Origin of the sequence: Amycolatopsis sp. NPDC051371, assembly GCF_040682155.1 — a bacterium.
Taxonomy (GTDB): domain Bacteria; phylum Actinomycetota; class Actinomycetes; order Mycobacteriales; family Pseudonocardiaceae; genus Amycolatopsis.
The window spans coordinates 136,664-154,596 of the sequence record NZ_JBFBAG010000008.1 but is presented as its reverse complement, the minus strand read 5'-3'; the positions used below and the strand labels follow the sequence as shown (position 1 = coordinate 154,596).

Sequence of the window (17,933 nt, the reverse complement as noted above, 5' to 3'; positions counted from 1 at the left end):
TCAGGCCTGCTTGGTCTGGAGTGCGGCAAAAGCGTCGTTCTCGGTTCCCTCGTACAAGCCGGCGGCCCTGGCGAGCGCTTCATCGGCCTGCGACGCGACCTGCCTGAGCTTTGCCAGGACCTCGGTGGCCGAGCCTTCGGCCTTCGAGGCGCTCTTCTGGTCGTGCGAAGCGACGGTGTGCCCGTACGGGTGGTTGCCGAGCTTCGGGGCCTGGTCCAGCGCCATCGTGTCGAAGCCCAGGTTCGCGAGGTCGTTGACCAGGTCGGTCAGCGCGTCCCGGAGCGGCTTCACACCCTCCGGGGTGATCTTGAAGCCGCCGCCCTTGGCCGCGTCGACCAGCTTCTGCGTCTCGGCCGTGACGGCCTGGACTGCAGCGCCCATGCCGGCGGATGAAAGCGGGTTGACGATGTCCGACATCGAGCCGCCACCGCCATCGGCAATCAACATCGCTGTTCCACCCCGTATCGCTTCGCCCGTGCGTGTGCACCCGGAAGTCTACTAGCCGGGCACCCTGCGCAACTGCCGTTCACCGATCTTCACCTCGGACGCAGCGTCGTCGCGCGTGGTTCCCGGCGCTCAGAACTGGCCTTCGAGCTGTGCGTACAGCTGCTGGGCCAGGCGGGCGTTGTCGGCCGGGGCGTAGGTGATCCAGCGTTGGCCGTCCGCGGCCGCCCGGGACGACATCAGCCAGCGACCCGACTCAGTGTCGAACCAGGCCAGGGGCGGGAACGTGCCGCCGCGGGTCTGGGCCGTGAACTGGCCGACGCACTTCTTCGGCTCCTGGAACACCCGCTCGATCATGCGGAGCTGGGGGCCGCCGCCGGCGCTGCTGCCCGAGCGCGGGCCGCTCACTCCCGCGAACGGGTCGTACGCGTCGTCGCGGCGCTGGTGGCGGGGCTGCTCCGCCGGGCGGGCGATGGTGACCGACTGGCCGGGCGCCGCCGGGGTCAGCGGGAGGAGGTCGACGATCGCCGGGACGATGCCCGTCGGGCGGACCTCCTCGAAGACGATGAGGTTCTCGTCCTGGCGGGCGAGCACCGCGAACTGGCCGTCGGACGCCACGCGGGCGAAGAGGTGGCGGTCGCCCAGCTCGGCGGCCGCGTTGATCGCCACGCCGCCCCGGACGAACGTGGCCAGCGCCAGCTCGGCGTCCGCGTCGAGCCGGCCGCGGCTCCACAGCCCGCGGCCGGTCAGGTCGCGGACGACGGCGTCGCGGATCATCGCGCGCTGCTCGACCGTCGTGCCGACGTGCGGGACCTCGAACGGCGTCGGCGCGCGGCCGAGCCCCAGCTGCTCCAGCAGGATGTCCACCGCTGCCAGCGACAGCGAGAACGAGTGCGGCATCGCTTCCATCCCCCCGAGGGTTCTTCCGGACTTGGGGAAAACGGTAGTCCACCCGGCCGCTGTGACAACCGGGGCTTCGCCCCGGGCCGGGGGCTCCGTCACCCGGAGCCCTCGAACGACAGCTCCGCCCTCAGCGAACCCGCTTGCCCGGGAAAGATCGCCGCTGGTCCGATGGACGCATGGCCGACCCGAAACCCGCACTCGTGCTGCACCTCGCCACCGGCGGGGAACCGCTGCTGTTCGCACTGACGACCGAAGGATCCGGCAAGCTGGCGGGCAAGCTCGCCCAGCTCGTGCAGGCCGGCGCGGTCGAAACGGTGACCACCAAGGACCACTCGGAGGTCGCGATCAACTTCGCCCACGTGGCCGCCGCCTACATCGACGACCTCACCCGGAAGAGCACCGTGTTCGGCATGCACGGCTGAGACGGCGAAGGCCGCCTCACGACGAGCGTGAGACGGCCTTCGGCGACACCGTGGATCAGAGCTTGTACAGGCGCTTCCAGTTTTCGCGCGAGGTGAGCTCCGGCATGGCGCGCTTGTACTGCTCCTGCACCGCCGCGCCTTCCTTGCGCAGCCGCTGGACGACCTTCGCGCCACGCTTGGCCAGGTCGAACATCTTGACCTTGTCGTAGGACCGGACGCGGACGCCTTCCTGGTTCGCGTCGGTGACCACCGCGGTGTCGAACAGCGCGATGTGCCACCAGTTCGCCTCGTCGATCGGCACCGCGCCGAGGCCGAAGCGGCTGCGGCCGAGGACCCGGTCGAGCACGCGCTTGATCAGCACCAGGCGCTGCATGCTGGGCCGCGGCGCGCTGTTGATGATGCCGATGTCGTTCGACGCGATACCGGGGACGTCGGTCGCCTTGTGGCGTTTGGTCTCCGGGTACTGGTCGCGGATGCGGCGGATCTCCTTCATCGCCTCGACGCCGCCGTCACGCAGGATCTCCGGCCCCTCGAGGAAGTCCTCGACGGCCTTGATCAGCGTGGCCGACAGGCCGTACTGCATGCCCAGCAGGTAGCGCACCAGCTGGGCGAGCAGGACTCGCGAGAGCAGGTTGAGGTTGAACGGCGAGTGCAGCGCCGCGGTGATGATCGAGTTGCGCAGGTTGAAGTACCGGTGCCACTCGTCCCAGTCCTTCATGTGGAAGTCCGCGTGCCACACGCCCGCACCCGGCAGGGTGACGGTCGGGAAGCCGTGCGCGCGGGCGCGGTAGGAGTACTCCGCGTCGTCCCACTGGAAGAAGAACGGCATCGGGTAGCCCGTGGCCTGGACGACCTCGTAGGGGATCAGGCACGACCACCAGCCGTTGTAGCCGGCGTCGAGGCGGCGCTCCTGGCGGTTCGGCTTCAGCGTCTCCTCGTCGACGCCGAGCAGGTCGGCCGTCGTCAGGGAGTGCTCGACCGGCTGGCCGGGCTCGAGCGTGTTGAGCCGGGCGTACTCGGCGCCGACGTGCAGCTGGTTCGGGTGGAACAGGTTCAGCATCTGGCCGCCGACGATGATCGGGTTGGCGGCGCGGTTGGAGAACGCCGTCATCCGGATCACCAGGTCCGGCTCGAGCAGCACGTCGTCGTCCATGAACAGGACGTTCGCGTGCTCGGTTGCGGTGTGCCCGGCCACCTCGAAGAGGCCGCGGGTGAAGCCGCCGGCGCCGCCGAGGTTCGGCTGCTTGATGTAGTGCAGCTTGTCGGCGAGGTCCTTCGCGACCTGCTCGAACCCGTCGCGGGACTCGACGAGGTCGGTGCCCTGGTCGGCGACGTAGATCGCGTCCAGGGTCTCCAGCGACGAGACGTCCGCGGCCAGGGCCTGCAGGTTCTTGAGGCAGTCGTCGGCGCGGTTCATCGTGCAGATGGTCACCGCGGTCGGGCGGATCTTCTCCGGTGCCTCGACCGTCCAGCGGACCTGCTCGACGCGCAGCGTCTGGCCACCCTCGGTCTCGAGGTCCAGCCAGAGCGCGCCGCCGTCGTAGAACTTGTCCAGCTGCGAGGTCAGCGTCACCTTCGTCTGCTTGACGTCCGCGACCTGCTCGGCGGCGACCACGCGGGGCTCACCCTCGACGTCCGACGCGCCCATGGACAGCAGGCCCGTGCCGGTGACGACGGCCTCGACCGAGACCTCGGTCACCGTCGACCAGCGCTGCCAGTAGCTGGCCGGGAACCGGCCGAAGTACGTGTTGCCCGACACCTTGGAGGCGGGCTCGAGGGTGATCACCGCACGTTCCCGCACGGCCGAGCCCCATTCGAGCTCGGCGTAGAGGTCCTTGCTGACGATCGGCGCCGGACCGGCGTAAAGACCGCGCTGCGCCGTCAGGCGGCCCTGCGGAGTGTGCTCGGTGAACCGCGTCTCGGCGGCCGCGCCGGCTTGGGTGGTCGGCGCCGGGGTGGCTGTTTTACCGGGCATTGAGTTCCTCAGTTCTCCTCGGTCGACGGCTCGCGGAAGACGACCCACTTGAGCATCACGAAATTGATCACCGTGGCAGTGGCCTGCGACACGGCCCAGCACAGTGTGTGCTGCCACGCGGACTCCGGCAGCACCTGCAGCATCAGCTGGTTCACCCCGACCGCGACGAAGAACGTCACGGTGTAGAGCAGGACGAACGAGCCGACCTGGGCCTTGCCGTCGCGGCGCCCGCCGGAGAAGGTGAACTTCCGGTTCAGGAAGAACGCCGTGGTCGTGCCCACGATGAAACTGATAGCGCGGGCGACGTCGACCCACGGTGAAGTGGCCATCCTGGCCACCTGGGTCAGCAGCGTGTACGTACCCAGGTCGACCAGGGCGCAGAAGCCGCCGATCAGGGCGAAGCGAATGAGCTGCCCCAGCAGTCCGATGGAGGACGGCTGACCACCCGCTGTTGGGGGGTCCAGGGGGGCTTGCCCCCCGGCCGGGGCCTGGGGCTCGGCCCCAGACATCGCAGCTGCGATGTCGGCTTGCGGATCGGTCGCCACCACTGCTTTACCTCGTTGCCTGAGTCATGGTCACCCGCGCGGGCGCTTGTGCCTTGATGCGCAAAGTGTAGAAGCGAGCACTTCAGGGTCACGTTCCGGGCGTCGTTCGGCGTGGCTACCCTGGTCGGGTGACCCCAACCCCCGAGACACAGCGTCGCACGCTCACGGGCTGGGCGCGGACGTCACCGACCATCGCCGACGTGCTCCGCACCGAAGACGTCGAGGTCATCGCACGCGCCGTGGCCCAGGCCGGCGAGCGCGGCGTGATCGCGCGCGGCCTCGGCCGTTCCTACGGCGACCCGGCGCAGAACGCGGGCGGCCTCGTCGTCGACATGACCGCGCTCCACCGGATCCACTCGATCGACCCGGACAGCGCCCTCGTCGTGCTCGACGCCGGGGTGAGCCTCGACCAGCTGATGCGCGAGGCGCTGCCGTACGGCCTGTGGGTCCCGGTCCTGCCCGGCACGCGCCAGGTGACCATCGGCGGCGCGATCGCCAACGACATCCACGGCAAGAACCACCACAGCGCGGGCAGCTTTGGCAACCACGTCGTGTCGATGGACCTGATCACCGCGGACGGCAAGATCCGCACGCTGACGCCGGAGGGCCCGGACGCCGAGCTGTTCTGGGCGACCGTCGCCGGCATCGGCCTGACCGGGATCATCGTCCGGGCGACGATCCGGATGAAGAAGACCGAGACCGCCTACTTCGCCGTCGACGCCGACCGCACGTCGAACCTCGACGAGACGCTCGGGCTGTTCACCGACGGCTCGGACCTCGGCTACGACTACTCGATGTCGGTGCCGGACCTGATCTCCTCCGACGGCCGGCTCGGCCGGGCCACGTTCTCGCGCGGCTCGCTGGCGACCGTGGACCAGCTGCCGCCGAAGCTGCGCGCCGAGCCGCTGAAGTTCGACGCGCCGCAGCTGCTGACGCTGCCGGACGTCTTCCCGAACGGCCTGGGCAACAAGCTCACCTTCGGGCTGATCAACGAGCTGTGGCAGAAGACGGTGCCCAAGAAGGGCGCGCGCGGCAAGATCCAGAACCTGACGCAGTTCTACCACCCGCTCGACATGATCAGCGAGTGGAACCGGGCGTACGGCTCGAAGGGCTTCCTGCAGTACCAGTTCTCGGTGCCGTTCGGCGCGGAAGACCAGCTCAAGGCCATCTGCCGCAAGATCTCGACGTCCGGCAACTACTCGTTCCTGAACGTCCTCAAGCGGATGGGCGACGCGAACCCCGCGCCGATGTCGTGGCCGTCGCCGGGCTGGATGCTCAGCGTCGACTTCCCGATCAAGGACGGCCTGGGCCGCTTCTGCACGGAGCTGGACGAGGACGTGCTCGCCGCGGGCGGGCGGCTGTACACCGCGAAGGACTCGCGCACCTCGCCCGAGACGTTCGCGAAGATGTACCCGCGCCTCGAAGAGTGGCGCAAGGTGCGCGCCGCCGTTGACCCCGAAGGCGTTTTCGCCTCTGACATGAGCCGGAGGCTCGAGCTGTGATCGACGCTGTTGGCAACCCCCAGTCCCTGCTGCTGCTCGGCGGCACGTCGGACATCGCGCTGGCGATCGCCGAGAAGTACCTGGCCGAGAAGCCGCTGCGGGTCGTGCTCGCGGCCCGGCCGTCGCCGCGGCTCGACGCGGCCGCGCAGCGCCTCAAGGACAAGGGCGCCGAGGTCGCGACCGTCGACTTCGACGCGAAGGACCTGGCGTCGCACCCGGGCGTGCTGGACAAGGCGTTCGAGGGCGGCGACGTCGACGTCGCGGTCGTGGCGTTCGGCCTGCTCGGCGACCCCGAAGAGCTCTGGCAGGACCACGCGAAGGCGGTCGAGGCGGCGACGGTGAACTACACCGCCGCGGTGTCGGTCGGCGTCGCGCTGTCGGAGAAGCTCAAGGCCCAGGGCCACGGCACGGTGATCGCACTGTCGTCGGTGGCCGGCGAGCGCGTCCGGCGGTCCAACTTCGTCTACGGCTCGACCAAGGCCGGTTTCGACGGCTTCTTCCTCGGTCTCGGCGAGGCCCTCGCACCGCACGGCGTGAAGGTGACGGTCGTCCGCTCGGGTCAGGTGCGCACGAAGATGACAGACGGCCTCAAGGACGCTCCTCTGACCCAGAACGCCGACCAGGTCGCCGCGCAGGCCGTGACCGCGGCCCGCGCGGGCAAGGACCTGATCTGGGCACCCGCGCCGTTCCGGCTGGTGATGTCGGCGCTGCGGCACGTCCCGCGGCCGATCTTCCGCAAGCTCCCGATCTAAGCCTCCACCCTGGGGTTGACGCCGAGTTCCATCCGGGACCGGTCCGCACGCCGATGTGGTCGTCAGCCGGTCGCCACAGACTGTCACCATGACGACCACTACGAGCGACCGCGCGGGGCTCACGATGCTTCTCCGCGACGTCGCGCTCCCGATGGCCCTGTTCTACGTCCTGCGTTCCTTCGACGTCGACGCGTTGTGGGCGCTGCTGGTCAGCGCCGTGCCGCCGGTGCTGCGAGCCGGGTACGTCCTGGCCCGGCACCGGCGGATCGACCCGATCAGCGCGTTCGTGCTGGTCGTGCTGCTGGTCAACGGCGCGGTGGCGGTGTTCTCCGGCGATGCGCGGCTGCTGCTGGTCCGCAGCGCCTGGATCACGCTGCCGCTCGGCGTGGCGCTGCTGGGGAGCCTGCTCGTCGGGCGCCGGCCGCTCCTGTTCCGGGCGGCGTGCACCTTCCAGCCCGCCCGCGCCGGCGACCTCGAACGGCTGTGGGGCGTTTCCGCGCCGTTCCGGCAGCGGTGGCGTTCGGCGACGCTCTGGTGGGGCGCCGGCTGCGTCCTGCTCGCCTGCGCCGTCGTGGTGATGGCGTTCACGCTGCCGGTGGACGTCGTGCCGTTCCTCGAGACCGCGCTGACCGCCGGGAGCGTCGTGCTCGGCGTGAAGATCACGCGGCAGCGGATGGGCATCAACCGGACGGTTGATGCGTAGTAGCCGGCTCGACGATGGTCCGGACGGCGCCGGTCGCGAATGCTCGAAGGCATGCTCGGCACGCTGCTCTGCGACATCGCCGCCCCGGTCGGCGGCTACTACCTGCTGCGGGCGTTCGACGTCGCGCCGATCTGGGCGCTGACGCTGAGCGGGCTGCCCCCGGCGCTGCGGGTGCTGTACCTCGCGGCGCGGCACCGGCGGGTCGACGGCATGGGCGTGTTCGTGCTGGCCATCGTGGCCATCGGGCTCGCGACGTCCCTGCTGACCGGCGACGCGCGGCTGCAACTGGTCCGCGGGGCGTGGTTCAGCGTGCTGATCGGGGTGTGGATGCTGGCGAGCCTGCGCGTCGGCCGCCGCCCGACGACCTACCAGGCCACGCTGGCGCTGCTGCCGGGCCGGGCTTCGACGTTGGAGGCCCGCTGGGCGGACACGCCGTCGTTCCGGCGGGTGTGGTGGGTGCTGACGGTCGTGTGGGGCATCGGCGGGCTCGTGCACAGCGCGGGGAGCATCGCGATGGCGTACACGCTGCCGGTGGACGTCGTGCCGGGGCTGGACACGGCGCTGTCGATCGGGAGTTTCGTGGTGCTGCAGGTGATCACGCAGGTGCTGCTGGCCCGGGAGGGAACGATGAACCGGATGTTCCGCGGCGGGGATCAGCTGCCGGCGGCGTGAGCGGGCATCAGGTACAGGTTCTGGGTGCCCATCCAGGGTGAGTCGATGCGCCAGCTCGCCAGCGCCGTCGGGGGCGGGGTGCGCCGGGTCGTCGCCAGGACCAGGTCCGGGCTGATCGGGGCGACGCTGTGGTCGAAGTTGTGGAAGTTGGCCTCCAGCAGCGCGCGGCCGAGGTCGCCGCTGCGGCGTTTCGTCTCCGCGATCGCCGGGTCGACCGCACCGCGGTCGGAGAACTCGTCGACCAGCTCGCAGCCGCACGCGTACGCCAGCGCACCGACCTCGCCCGCCGTCTCCACCGTGCGGCCGTGGACGATCGACGCCAGCTCCTGGCCGATCTCGCGGTACTCCGTCGTCGAGGCGTGGTTGCTCGTGATCGGGGCGAACTGGCGCGGGAGGCCCGGCAGCGCGTACACGACGAGACTCGCCGCGAGAACCCCGCCGGCCACCGTCCACGTTCCGCGGCGGACGCGTTCCGGCACCGCGCACGCGCACGCCGCGAGGAAGATCGTCGCGCCGATGATGCTCGGCGCGTAGTACCAGTGGTACGGCGGCACGCCGAGCCGGCTGTACGCCAGGTAGTGCAGCGCACCCGCGACGGCCAGCGCCGCGAACGGCGTCAGGCGGCGGGCGGTCTCGGACCCGCGGCGGAACTGGAGGAGCCAGACCACGCCCACCAGGGCGGCGAGCGGCAAGGCGAGGAACGACAGCGCGGCCTCGGCCGGGAAGTTGCGCCAGTACAGGAGCGGGCCGTTGGTGAAGCTGAACGGGCCCCACGACTGCTGGCTGATCTTGATGACGAGCGTGTCCGGTACGGCCGAGCCGAGCACGATCCAGCTGAACCCGAACCACGGCAGCGTGACCGCGAGTGCGGCGAACACCGTGCGCCAGATGCCCGTCCAGAACTCGCGGCGGGCCGCGAACAGCACCGCCGCGATGAGCAGCAGGTCGATCCGGACGAGCGCGAGCAGCCCGATCACGACGCCGAGCCGGCCCGCCTTGCGCTCCCCGGCGTAGACGAGCGTCCAGACGACGCCGGTGGCGCCGAGCGCGACCTCCAGCCCGACCGACGACAGCAGCAGCGGGTTGACCAGCAGCAACGCGAACGTCACCGGCGCGAACGCCGCCGGCAAGCCGGTGCGCTCGCCCAGCCGGCGCAGGCCGAGGACGAGCAGCACCTGTGCGGCGACGAACACGATCCCGGCGGCCAGCACGGCGTCACGGACGAAGAACGTGACCGCGGCCAGGGCCAGGACGTTCAGCGGGGACGTCGCGGTGTTCGCCGTCCCCTGTTCGATCAGGCCCCAGTGGGCGTGGAAGGCGAGGTTCTTCGCGTAGGACAGCGTGATGTAGGTGTCATCGATGAGATGGCTGCTGACCAGGGCGAACACCAGCGCGGAAGCCGCCGCGGCCCCGGCGGGCAGGGCCCACGACCGGGCAAGGGGCACGGCCGCCGACAGCGCGGTGGCGGCCTTGGGGAGTTCTGCGGAGGCGCTTCGCATCCCGGACACCGTACCTCGCCCGTGATGCTTCTGTGATCTGAGCGAGGTACGGGTGTCTCAGACCACAGCGGTCAGATGCCCCCGCTCGAGCCGGAATCGCCCGAGTTGCCGGAGTTGCCGCCGCCACGGCCGGGGAAGCCGCGGCCGTCGGGACCCTGGTTGCCGTTCGGGCCGTTGTACTGGCGGTGAATGCCGGGGCGGTCGCCGCGCGGACCGTGTGACGTCGCGGCGGCGATCCCGCCGACGATGCCCCCGCCGATCAGCAGGCCGAGGACACCGACGGCGACGAGCTGGGTGGCGCGGTGGCCGACGAAGCGCCGGAAGCCGCCGGACTGCCGCGGGGCGGCTTGGGGTGGGCCCCAGGCACCGTAGGCCTGGCCGGGGCCGGGCTGGGAGAGCTGCGGGGTGTGCACGGCGGCGGGTGGGGGCTGCTGGCCGTGGGCGGCGGTCTGGTCGGCTCCCTGGGCGGCGTTCGGCAGGGCCGTGGTGCCGGCGGGCGGCGGCTGCTGACCGTGGACGGCGGTCTGGTCGGCCGCCTGCACGGCGTTCGGCAGGGCCGTGGTGCCGGCGGCGTCGGTGGCCGCGGGCGGGGCCGAGTCACCTTGCGCGGCGGTGGCCGCGGGCTGGGCCGGGGCGGCCGCCTCGCCTTGCGCGGCGGGCGTCACCGGTTGCCGCGTGGTGGGCTGGTCGGCCGCGGCCTGCGCCGTGGGCTGCTCGACGGTCGGGTGGTCGGCCCCCTCCGGGGCCTTCTCCTCGCGCGGCTGGTCGTTCATCGTGGCTCCCGTGGTCACGGGGACGGGCGCAGTGCCCGCCCCCACCACCTCAGGGTGCGCCGGTCAGCTGTGCGTCACCTGAAACGAACCTGTCGATCCGCCATGAGTCACAGGTAGAACGACAGGAACAGGGTGACCACCCAGGTCGCGCCGAGGACCTGCAGGATGCGGTCCTTGAGCGCGATCTCCTCGGGCTCGCCCGCGATGCCGCCGTCGACGTCCACCGCGTACCGCAGCACCGCCACCACGAACGGCACCATCGAGATGAGCGCCCACACCGAGTTGTGCTCGGTCTGGCGGATCTCGAACGCCCACAGGCAGTACGACATGATCAGGATCGCCGCGGACGTAGCCCAGACGAACCGCAGGTAGCTGGCCGAATACTTCTTCAGCGACGAGCGGATCTTCGCGCCCGTGCGCTCGAACAGCATGATCTCCGCGTAGCGCTTGCCGGCGACCATGAACAGCGAACCGAACGCCGTGACCAGCAGGAACCACTGCGAGAGCGCGAGGCCGCCCGCGACACCGCCGGCGATCGAGCGCATCAGGAAGCCCGACCCGACGATGGCCAGGTCGACCACGGGCTGGTGCTTGAGGCCGAAGCAGTAGCCGAGCTGGACGGCCTGGTAGACCCCCAGCACGACGGCCAGCTGCCAGCTGGCGAGGAACGACACGCCGAGGCCGGCCAGGAAGAACACGACCGCGGCCCCGTACGCGACGGGGACCGGCACGATGCCGGCCGCGATCGGCCGGTTCCGCTTGGTCGGGTGGGCCCGGTCGGCTTCGACGTCGACGGCGTCGTTGATGAGGTAGACCGAGCTCGCCACCAGCGAAAACGCCACGAAGGCGACGATCGCGTCGAGCAGGAGGCCCGTGCGGTCGGTCGACTTCGAGAGCGCGAAGAACGGGGCCGCGAAGACCAGGACGTTCTTCACCCACTGCCGCGGCCGCGCCGTCTTGATGACGCCGCCGACCAGGCCGAACGGGCCACGCGAAGCGGTCCCCGTCGACGTTTCCGCAGACGTCTCCGCCGTCACCGGGGTCTCCGATGTCTCGGGAGTCACGGCCGCGTCGTCGCTGTTGCGCTGCTCGGTCGTCTCGCTCATGGGTTCTTCTTCAGCTTCCGTCGTATCAGACCTCCGACGAGCCCCCCGAGGGCCGCACCGGCCAGGACGTCTGTCGGATAGTGAACGCCGAGCACGAGCCGCGAGGCGAGCATCGGCGGTACCAGGGCGGGCACCAGGTTACGCCCGGTCAATCCGGAGTAGAGCACCGCCGCCGCCGTCGTGGACGTCGCGTGCGACGACGGGAAGCTCAGCTTGCTCGGCGTGCCGACCAGGACCTCGACGCTCGGGTGATCCGGCCGGGGCCGCCTGACCACGCGTTTCACCGCGATCGAGGCCGCGTGCGCACCGACCACGCCTGCCGAGGCGACCAGCCAGTCCTTGCGTCGCTTCTTGTCGACCGCGGCGCCGATCAGGCCGAGGCTGAACCAGCCGATCGCGTGCTCGCCGAAGTGCGACATGCCGCGCGCGGCTTTCACCGAGACGTCACTCTTCAGAAAGCCCTGCGCCTTCGCGAGGACGGCGACCTCGCCCGTCGGGGTGCCCTTCTCAAGCATCGAGGGACCCGTCGAGCGGCGCGCCGTCGGTCAGGTGCGGGGCGATCTTGTTGTCGAACGCCGACAGCGCCGACCCGATGGCCATGTGCATGTCGAGGTACTTGTAGGTGCCCAGCCGGCCGCCGAACAGCACGTTCTTCTCGCGGGCCTCGGTCTTGGCCAGCTCGCGGTAGGCCTCGAGCTTCTCGCGGTTCTCCGGCGTGTTGATCGGGTAGTACGGCTCGTCTTCCTCGTTCGCGAAGCGCGAGAACTCGCGGAAGATGACCGTCTTGTCCTTCGGGTAGTCCCGCTCCGGGTGGAAGTGGCGGAACTCGATGATGCGGGTGTAGGGCACTTCCTGGTCGTTGTAGTTGACGACCGGGGCACCCTGGAAGTCGCCGGTCTCGGCGACCTCGGACTCGAAGTCGACGGTGCGCCAGGTGAACCGGCCCGCCGAGTAGCCGAAGTAGCGGTCCAGCGGACCGGTGTAGACGGTCGGGGTGCCCGCGGGGATGTGCCCGCGCACGTCGAAGTAGTCGACGTTCAGCCGGATGTCGATGTTCTCGTGCTCGGCCATCTTCTCGAGCCACGCGGTGTACCCGTTGACGGGCAGGCCCTCGTAGGTGTCGTTGAAGTACCGGTTGTCGAACGTGTAGCGGACCGGCAGGCGCGTGATGATGTTGGCGCCCAGGTTCTTGGGGTCGTTCTCCCACTGCTTCGCGGTGTACCCGCGGATGAAGGCTTCGTAGAGGGGACGGCCGACCAGCGAGATGGCCTTCTCCTCGAGGTTCTCCGCGGCGTTGGTGTCGAACTCGGACGCCTGCTTCGCGATGAGCTCGCGGGCCTCGTCCGGGGTGTGCGCCTTGCCGAAGAACTGGTTGATCAGGCCGAGGTTCATCGGGAACGAGTAGACCTGGTCCTTGACCCGCGCGAAGACGCGGTGCTGGTAGCCGGTGAACTCGGTGAACCGGTTGACGTAGTCCCACACGCGCTTGTTCGACGTGTGGAACAGGTGCGCGCCGTACTTGTGCACCTCGATCCCGGTTTCGGGCTCGGCCTCGGAGTAGGCGTTGCCGCCGATGTGGCTGCGCCGTTCGAGGATGAGGACCTTCTTGCCCAGCTCGGCCGCGGCCCGTTCGGCGACGGTCAGGCCGAAGAAACCGGACCCGACGATGACGAGGTCGTAACCTGCGAAATCGTCTTCAGTAATCTGTGCGGGGTTCGTGTGCGCGCTCACGGGCGTCGAGGGTACGCAGGTCGGTCACACGGCCCGCACCCGACTATCACATTTCGGCCTACGACACACCTGGAAAGCAGTGCCTGCACCCGAGGACTTCTGGAGCTACTTCACCGCCGTGGCCACTTATCTGGCCGTGCTGGCGGTGCCTGGCGGCGTCGTGGGCCGGGCCGCCGGGGTCCGCGGCTGGCCGCTGGCCGGGCTCGCGCCGCTGCTCAGCTACGCCATCACCGGCCTGGCCGGCCCGTGGCTGGCGATCGTGCACGTGCCGTACGGCCCGCTGAGCGTCGCCGCCTGCACCGTGCTGCTCGCCGCCGGGCTCTACGGCCTTCGCCGGCTCACGATCGCGCGAGGCTGGATGACGCCGGGCGCCGAGGAGCCGCCTCAGCCGTGGACCCGCCGGGCCCACCTGGCCGTGGGTGCCTGCGTGGCGGTCGCCACGGCCGTGTCGATCGCCGTGGTGGTCACCGGCCGCGGCGGGACGACCGCGGTGTTCCAGCGCTGGGACACCGTCTTCCACGCGAACGGCATCCGCTACATCGCCGAGACCGGCGACGGCTCCCTGACCGGCATGGGCACCATCAACTGGTACCCGGACGGGTCCTTCTACCCGAATGCGTACCACCTGGTCGGCGCCCTGGTCTACCAGCTGTCGGGGACGTCGGTCCCGGTCACGCTGAACGCCGTCACGATGCCGATCGCCGGGCTGTTCGCGCTGGCCATGGTCGCGCTGGTGCGCCAGCTCGGCGGCCGCGCGGTGTTCGCCGGCAGCGCGGCGCTGGTCGCGGGCGGCGCGACGACCGGGGCGTACGAGTCGGTGTCCAGCGGGCTGCTGCCGTTCGCGCTCGGCATCGTGCTGACGCCGCTGGCGGTGGTCGCTCTCCAGCGGTTCGTCGTGCGGCCGGGCGTCGACACGGGCGGGGTGCTGGCGCTGAGCGCCACCGGCCTGCTCGCGGCGCACTCGAGCGCGTTGTTCGGCGCGCTCCTGTTCGCGTTCCCGCTGGTGGTGCAGCGCTGGTACCGGGCGCTGCGCGGCAAGCGCGTGGACGGCGTGCCGGAAGGCCGTGCGGCCTGGCGGATCCTCGGCGGCGACGTCCTGCGGATGGTGCCGGTGATGGTGGCGGCCGGGCTGCTGGCCGCGCCGATGATCCTCGGCGCGCTCACCTTCACGTCCGGGTCGTACCCGTACCACCCCTGGGGCTCCCACATGGCGGTGTGGAAGGCCCTGGCGATGCTGGCGACGTTCAAGCAGGTGCTCCCGGTGCCGCAGATCTGGCTGACGGTGTTCCTGGCCCTGGGTGTGTTCACGCTGATGCGGCTGCGGCGGATGCGCTGGGTGGGGCTCTCGGCGATCGGGCTGTCCGCGCTGTTCGTCGTGGTCGCGTGCTTCGGCGGCGAAGACTGGGTGATCAGCCTGTCGCGGCCCTGGTGGAACGACCGGTTCCGGCTGATGGCGCTGGCGGCGATCCCGATGTGCCTGCTCGCCGCGCACGGCATGAGCGAGACCCAGCAGTGGCTGGCGAAGGTCGCGAGCGGACGCGCCTGGGTGCGGGCCCGGCCGTGGCTGACCGGCCGGGTCGGGCTGGCGACGGCGGTGCTCCTGGTCGTCGCGATGGGCGTGCTGACCGGCGGGTTCTACCGCGCGGCCAACGCCAAGACGGTGTCGCTGCTGTACTACAACGGCCTGCCCGGCGAGACCGTCCCGCCGGTCAGCCAGGACGAGATCGACGCGATGGACCACCTCGGCATGCTGGGGATCCCCGCCGATCAGAAGGTGCTCAACGACCGCATGGACGGCACGGCGTGGATGTACGCGCTGATCGGCGTGCACCCGGTGGCCGGCCACTACGACGCGGGCATCGCTCCCCCGGACGCGCTCTACCTGGCCCTGCACTTCGGCGACTACGACAGCGACCCCGAGGTCCGCGCGGCCACCCAGCGGCTCAACATCCACTACGTGCTGGTCGGCAGCGGGACGATCCGCCGCGACACCCCGATCGCGCCGGGTCTGCGGCACCTGGACGGGCACGACTTCGTGCGCGAGGTCTACCGCAACCCGGGTGCCGTGATCTACCGGATCGTGAAGTAGCCCCGGCAGGACAAAGCCCTCGTGGCCGCGGCGCCCCGTGCCGCGGCCACGAGGGCCCTCCGTCCCCCAACCACCCCCGGGGTGATCTCTGACGTCTGCAGAGAAGGACGCCCGAGGGACGACAATCGGTTTCCTGCCGACCCGGATGCCACCCGTTCGGCCTAACGATCAGCCGGCGTGCAGCTCCGGGAGCACGTCGCTCGCCACCTGCTCCAGCACCGCTTCGCGGCCTTCGTAAGGCGACGACGACCTCGGCCAGTGCGCGATGATGTCCGTGAAGCCCAGCTCGCCCGCGCGGCCGGCCGCGTCGCGGAACGCCTCGACGCTGCTCAGCGAGAACACCGGTGACGCGTCCAGGCTCAGGTGGCGCTGGATGCTCGCCCGCTCGCGGCCCGCCGCGTCCAGCCGCTGGTCGAACACCTCGGTGAGCTGCTTGATGCCGCCCCACCACTCGTCCTCGGTCGCACCGCCCTTGCCCGTGGTGACCCAGCCCGCGCCGAAACGCGCCGCCAGGGTCATCGTGCGGGGGCCGTTCGCCGCGACGACGAACGGCAGCCGCGGGCGCTGGACGGTGCCCGGCAGGTTGCGGGCCTCGCGGGCCCGGTAGTACTCGCCGTCGAAGTCGAACTTGTCCGTCATCAGCAGCCCGTCGAGCGCCTCGACGAACTCGGTGAACCGGTCGGCGCGCTGCTTGGCCGTCAGCTCCGGCGCGCCGAGGACAGCGCCGTCGTAGTGCTGGTGGTCGACGCCCGCCCCGACGCCGAGGACGAACCGGCCGTCGGAGATGTCGTCGAGGGTGGTCAGGTCCCGCATGAACGGCACCGGGTGCCGCGCGACCGGGGACGCCACGAACGTGCCCAGCCGGATGCGGGACGTCACCATCGCCGCGGCGGTCAGGGTCGGGACCGCGGAGAACCACGGGCCGTCGACCAGGTTGCGCCAGCCCAGGTGGTCGTACGTCCAGGCGTGGTCGAAGCCGTACTCCTCGGCGGCACGCCACTTCGGCTCGGCCGCCCACCAACGATCTTCCGGAAGAATCACGATGCCTACTCGCACAATCCGAAAAGTAACAGTGAAGCGAAGCTTCTCCGTTGAGGGTGGTGGTGGGGAGGAAGGCGGAGGTATCGGTAACCACCGACAATCGCTCGGACGGGGACGAGGCCACCCGGACGGGTCAGGGACAATGGCAGGGTGGAGAGACCTCAGTTGATCGCGTCCGACGTCGACGGCACCCTGCTCGGCCCCTCCGAATCCCTCAGCGCCCGCACGATCGCGACCGTCCGCCGGGCGATCGAGGCGGGTGCGCCGTTCGTGCTGGCCAGCGGCCGTCCGCCGCGCTGGATCGCGCCCGTGGCCAAGCCGCTCGAGCTGACCGGGTACGCGGTGTGCGCGAACGGCGCCGTCCTGTACGACTGCGGCCGTGAGGAGGTCGTCGCGGTGCACGGCCTGCTGCAGCCCGAGCTGCTCCACGACATCGCGCACGCGCTCGACAAGGCCCTGCCCGGCTGCCGGCTGGCCGCCGAACGCGTCAGCACCGACGCCGACCACGACATGCGCAGCTTCGTGATCGAGCCGAAGTACCACAACCCGTGGGGCGACGGCGAAGGTCGCACCGCCCCGCGCGCCGAGGTGGTCGGGCACCCGGCCATCAAGCTGCTGGTCAGCCACCGCGGGATGTCGTCCGAGGAGATGTCCGACGCGGTCAACGCGCTGTTCGACCGCGAGGTCGACGTCACCTACTCGTCGTCCGGCGGGCTGGTGGAGCTGTCCGCGCACGGGATCACGAAGGCGACCGGCCTCGCCGACGTCGCCGAGCGGCTGGACGTCGACCGCGAGCGGGTGATCGCCTTCGGCGACATGCCCAACGACGTCGAGATGCTCCGCTGGGCCGGGCACGGCGTCGCGATGGAGAACGGGCACCCGGCGGTGCTCGCGGTGGCCGACGAGGTCACCGGCCCGGCCGGCGACGACGGCGTGGCGCAGGTCCTCGAGCGCTGGTTCTAGCCGTCTTGCGGGGTCCGGGTGGCGAAGCCCCCGGCCCTGGGCGAAGCCCCGGATGTCACTGCCGGTCGAGCTCGGCCGCTTCTTCCGGCGTCGGCGCCGTCCCGCCCAGGTGCGCGGGCAGCCACCAGCGCTCTTCGTCGGACGCGGGCTGGACCGGGTACTCGGCCTGGGCCCGGTCGAGCAGCGCGCTCATCCGGGTGCGCAGCTCCTTCGTCACGACGTCCCAGTTGTCGCCCTTGGCCGGGTGCATCGGCTCGCCGATGAGGATCGAGACGGGCACGTGCCGGCGGGTCAGGTCCTTCGGCCGGCCCTTGGTCCACAGTCGCTGGGTGCCCCACAGGGCCATCGGCACGACCGGGACGTCCACCGCCGCGGCCATCCGGACGGCACCCGACTTGATCTCCTTGACGGTGAACGACTGGCTGATCGTCGCTTCCGGGAAGACACCGACGACTTCGCCGGCCTGCAGTTTCGCGAGCGCTTCGCGGTAGGAGGCCAGGCCGGCGGAGCGGTCGACGGAGATGTGGTGCATCCCGCGCATCAGCGGTCCGGCGATCTTGTTGTCGAAGATCTCCTTCTTCGCCATGAACCGCGTCAGCCGCTTGGCCGGACGCGCGCCGAGGCCGCAGAAGATGAAGTCGAGGTAGCTCACGTGGTTGCACGCGATGACCGCACCGCCGTGGCGCGGGATGTTCTCCGTGCCCTCGATCGTGATGCGGTTGTCCAGTACCCGGAACATCGTCCGGGCCGCCGCGATCACGGGCGGGTACACGAGGTCGGCCATCGCGCCAGGTTACGGGACCGTAGGTTCTT

The 17,933-nt window shown here is 70.6% G+C and carries 18 protein-coding genes; 7 read left to right on the top strand and 11 right to left on the bottom strand.

The genetic code is table 11. The features are described from left to right. Both AB0M59_RS13085 and AB0M59_RS13080 read right to left on the bottom strand, forming a co-directional pair. Positions 1–447: a hypothetical protein gene (locus AB0M59_RS13085; RefSeq protein ID WP_364613328.1), complete on the bottom strand. Its 447-nt coding sequence runs from the start codon at positions 445–447 to the stop codon at positions 1–3. Positions 448–576: 129 nt separating this feature from the next. Further along, on the bottom strand, positions 577–1,344 hold the full coding sequence (locus tag AB0M59_RS13080; RefSeq protein WP_364613573.1) for an ESX secretion-associated protein EspG: 768 nt from the start codon (positions 1,342–1,344) through the stop codon (positions 577–579). 179 nt (positions 1,345–1,523) lie between these two features. Between AB0M59_RS13080 and AB0M59_RS13075 the strand changes: the two genes are divergently transcribed. Next, a complete protein-coding gene (locus tag AB0M59_RS13075; protein WP_364613325.1) occupies positions 1,524–1,769 on the top strand; it encodes a hypothetical protein in 246 nt (81 codons plus the stop codon). Positions 1,770–1,824: 55 nt separating this feature from the next. Here the strand turns inward: AB0M59_RS13075 and AB0M59_RS13070 are convergent, their stop codons facing one another. Together AB0M59_RS13070 and AB0M59_RS13065 are read right to left on the bottom strand one after the other, a co-directional pair. Then, positions 1,825–3,744, bottom strand: coding sequence for a glycosyltransferase (locus tag AB0M59_RS13070; RefSeq protein WP_364613323.1), 1,920 nt, complete (start codon positions 3,742–3,744; stop codon positions 1,825–1,827). Between the two features lie 8 nt (positions 3,745–3,752). After that, positions 3,753–4,289: a GtrA family protein gene (locus AB0M59_RS13065; protein WP_364613320.1), complete on the bottom strand. Its 537-nt coding sequence runs from the start codon at positions 4,287–4,289 to the stop codon at positions 3,753–3,755. Between the two features lie 128 nt (positions 4,290–4,417). On the opposite strand from AB0M59_RS13065, the gene AB0M59_RS13060 reads away from it, so the two are divergent. From AB0M59_RS13060 to AB0M59_RS13045, 4 genes are all read left to right on the top strand, one after another. Beyond that, positions 4,418–5,791 carry an FAD-binding oxidoreductase gene (locus AB0M59_RS13060; RefSeq protein ID WP_364613317.1) on the top strand — a complete coding sequence of 458 codons (1,374 nt, stop codon included), beginning with the start codon at positions 4,418–4,420 and terminating at the stop codon, positions 5,789–5,791. Further along, positions 5,788–6,543, top strand: coding sequence for a decaprenylphospho-beta-D-erythro-pentofuranosid-2-ulose 2-reductase (locus AB0M59_RS13055; protein ID WP_364613314.1), 756 nt, complete (start codon positions 5,788–5,790; stop codon positions 6,541–6,543). Before AB0M59_RS13060 ends, AB0M59_RS13055 begins: the two co-directional genes overlap by 4 nt. A gap of 88 nt (positions 6,544–6,631) precedes the next feature. Then, the gene (locus AB0M59_RS13050; protein ID WP_364613311.1) at positions 6,632–7,246 is read left to right on the top strand and encodes a VC0807 family protein; all 615 of its coding nucleotides are present in this window, start codon (positions 6,632–6,634) and stop codon (positions 7,244–7,246) included. A 51-nt stretch (positions 7,247–7,297) separates the two neighbouring features. Next, positions 7,298–7,918: a VC0807 family protein gene (locus AB0M59_RS13045; RefSeq protein WP_364613308.1), complete on the top strand. Its 621-nt coding sequence runs from the start codon at positions 7,298–7,300 to the stop codon at positions 7,916–7,918. Here AB0M59_RS13045 and AB0M59_RS13040 read toward each other — a convergent pair. From AB0M59_RS13040 to glf, 5 genes are all read right to left on the bottom strand, one after another. Continuing rightward, the gene (locus AB0M59_RS13040) at positions 7,900–9,417 is read right to left on the bottom strand and encodes a hypothetical protein (RefSeq protein WP_364613305.1); all 1,518 of its coding nucleotides are present in this window, start codon (positions 9,415–9,417) and stop codon (positions 7,900–7,902) included. The two genes, AB0M59_RS13045 and AB0M59_RS13040, sit on opposite strands and share 19 nt — an antisense overlap. A gap of 71 nt (positions 9,418–9,488) precedes the next feature. Continuing rightward, positions 9,489–10,190 carry a hypothetical protein gene (locus tag AB0M59_RS13035; RefSeq protein ID WP_364613302.1) on the bottom strand — a complete coding sequence of 234 codons (702 nt, stop codon included), beginning with the start codon at positions 10,188–10,190 and terminating at the stop codon, positions 9,489–9,491. Between the two features lie 107 nt (positions 10,191–10,297). Further along, positions 10,298–11,296, bottom strand: a complete 999-nt coding sequence (locus tag AB0M59_RS13030; protein ID WP_364613299.1) for a decaprenyl-phosphate phosphoribosyltransferase — start codon at positions 11,294–11,296, stop codon at positions 10,298–10,300. Continuing rightward, positions 11,293–11,811 (bottom strand): phosphatase PAP2 family protein, encoded by a 519-nt coding sequence (locus tag AB0M59_RS13025; protein ID WP_364613297.1) that lies wholly within the window; start codon positions 11,809–11,811, stop codon positions 11,293–11,295. The genes AB0M59_RS13030 and AB0M59_RS13025 overlap by 4 nt, the downstream gene beginning before the upstream one ends. Continuing rightward, on the bottom strand, positions 11,804–13,027 hold the full coding sequence (gene glf / locus AB0M59_RS13020; protein ID WP_364613294.1) for a UDP-galactopyranose mutase: 1,224 nt from the start codon (positions 13,025–13,027) through the stop codon (positions 11,804–11,806). The genes AB0M59_RS13025 and glf overlap by 8 nt, the downstream gene beginning before the upstream one ends. Before the next feature lie 79 nt (positions 13,028–13,106). On the opposite strand from glf, the gene AB0M59_RS13015 reads away from it, so the two are divergent. Next, positions 13,107–15,116, top strand: coding sequence for a DUF6541 family protein (locus AB0M59_RS13015; RefSeq protein WP_364613291.1), 2,010 nt, complete (start codon positions 13,107–13,109; stop codon positions 15,114–15,116). Between the two features lie 168 nt (positions 15,117–15,284). Here the strand turns inward: AB0M59_RS13015 and AB0M59_RS13010 are convergent, their stop codons facing one another. After that, positions 15,285–16,172 (bottom strand): LLM class flavin-dependent oxidoreductase, encoded by an 888-nt coding sequence (locus tag AB0M59_RS13010; RefSeq protein ID WP_364613288.1) that lies wholly within the window; start codon positions 16,170–16,172, stop codon positions 15,285–15,287. A 150-nt stretch (positions 16,173–16,322) separates the two neighbouring features. On the opposite strand from AB0M59_RS13010, the gene AB0M59_RS13005 reads away from it, so the two are divergent. After that, complete coding sequence (locus AB0M59_RS13005) at positions 16,323–17,120, top strand: HAD family hydrolase (protein ID WP_364613570.1); 798 nt, start codon at positions 16,323–16,325, stop codon at positions 17,118–17,120. Between the two features lie 55 nt (positions 17,121–17,175). Here the strand turns inward: AB0M59_RS13005 and AB0M59_RS13000 are convergent, their stop codons facing one another. After that, a complete protein-coding gene (locus tag AB0M59_RS13000; RefSeq protein WP_364613285.1) occupies positions 17,176–17,904 on the bottom strand; it encodes a lysophospholipid acyltransferase family protein in 729 nt (242 codons plus the stop codon). Positions 17,905–17,933 lie beyond the last annotated feature (29 nt).